This window comes from Plasticicumulans sp., from assembly GCF_035331805.1.
Classification (GTDB): Bacteria; Pseudomonadota; Gammaproteobacteria; order Competibacterales; family Competibacteraceae; genus Plasticicumulans.
Genome location: NZ_DAOLKE010000537.1, coordinates 1 through 1668, shown reverse-complemented (window position 1 = coordinate 1668; position 1668 = coordinate 1). Strand labels below are relative to the sequence as shown.

The following is a 1668-nucleotide window of genomic DNA, read 5'->3' as shown; positions in this document are numbered from 1 at the left end:
GCTGCGCGCTCGCCGGCGGGCCGGGCGACTGGCGCTGCGTCTGGGCCGGGCGGCTGCGCATCGAACTCGCCGCCGACGGCGCGCTGTTCAGCGGCACGTGGCGGCTCGATCGCGAGGACTGGCTGCTGCTGCCCGGCGATGCCGCGCTGCGCCCGCGCGCGGTCGGGGCCGACGGCGAACCGGCGCTGGTGCTGCTGCACGACGGCCACCCGGCGCTGCGCCTGCCGGCCGGCACGCACAAGATCAGCGGCCGGCTGTTCTGGGGTGACGAGGCCCCGGCCGTGCTGCCGCTGCCCCCGGGCAGCGGCCTGATCGAACTCGTCGATGCCGGCGGCAAGCCGCTCGCCGTCAGCCGCACCGGCGACGGCCTGCAGCTCGCCGCCGGCGCCGATGACGGTGCGCGCGAGGCCGATCACCTCGAACTCGACGTGCGCCGGCGCGTCGAGGACGAACAGCCGATGCGGCTTCGCACCGAAGTCGTGCTGCGCGTCGCCGGCCGCGCGCGCGAGGCGGTGCTCGGCACCGCGCTGCCGCCCGGTTTCGTGCCGATGGCGCTCGACAGCCCGCTGCCGGCACGGCTCGAACCCGACGGCCGGCTGCGCGTGCAGCTGCAGCCCGGCATCTGGACGATCGCGATCGAGGCGCGCGCCGCCGGTGCCACGCAGCCGGAGCGGCTGGCGCCGCCGGCGCAGGACGAGCCCTGGCCCGAGGCCGAAGTCTGGGCCTGGGCGGCGCGCCCGGAGCTGCGCACGGTCAGCCTGCGCGGCGCGCAGCCGATCGATCCGCAGCAGACCACGCTGCCGCCCGACTGGCGGCGGCTGCCGGTGTTCGTGCTCGGCGGCGAGCGCCCGGCGCTCGAACTCCTCGAACGCGCGCGCGGCGAGGCCGAAACCCCGCCGGACCGGCTGACGCTCGCGCGCACGCTGTGGCTCGACTTCGACGGCGGCGGCTGGACCGCGCAGGAGCGCCTGCGCGGCAGCATCGCACGCAGCGACCGCCTCGATGCCGCGCCCCCGTATGCGCCGGGACGCGTGACGATCGGCGGCGAGGACCAGTTCATCACGAAGCGCAAGGAGGCCGCCGGCATCGAGCTGCGCGCCGGCCGGCTCGATCTGGCCGCGACCGGGCGGCTCGAATCCGCCGCGCACGCCGGGCGCGTGACGCTGCCGGCGGTCGGCTGGCGCATCGAGCCGCAATCGCTCAGCACCGCGCTGCAGCTGCCGCCGGGCTGGCGCCTGCTCGGGGCCGAAGGGCCGGCGCGCGCCGACGGCGCCTGGCTCGCGCGCTGGAACCTGCTCGATTTCTTCCTGCTGCTGCTGACGACGCTCGCGATCGGCCGCCTCGCCGGTGCGGCTTACGGCGGGCTGGCGCTCGTCGGACTGGCGCTGGTCTGGCACGAACCCCAGGCTCCGCGCGCGCTGTGGCTGAACCTCGCCGCCGCGCTCGCGCTGCTGCACGTGCTGCCGCCCGGGCGGCTGGCGAAGCTCGCCGGCCTCTGGCGCGCGCTCGGGCTGGCGGCGCTCGGGCTCGCCTGCCTCGTCTATGCCGTGCCGCAGGTGCGCGGCGCGCTGTATCCGCAGCTCGCCGTACCCGACGGCATGCGCGCCACGTCCTTCGCCGACGAGGGTTTCGCCGCCGGCGGCCTCGCCGGCAACGCGCTGACGCTGA

General features: G+C 77.2%; 1 pseudogene. It reads left to right on the top strand.

Going from position 1 to position 1668, the window contains the following annotated elements:
- Positions 1 to 1668: pseudogene (locus PKE44_RS19160) on the top strand (hypothetical protein); the annotation flags it as partial.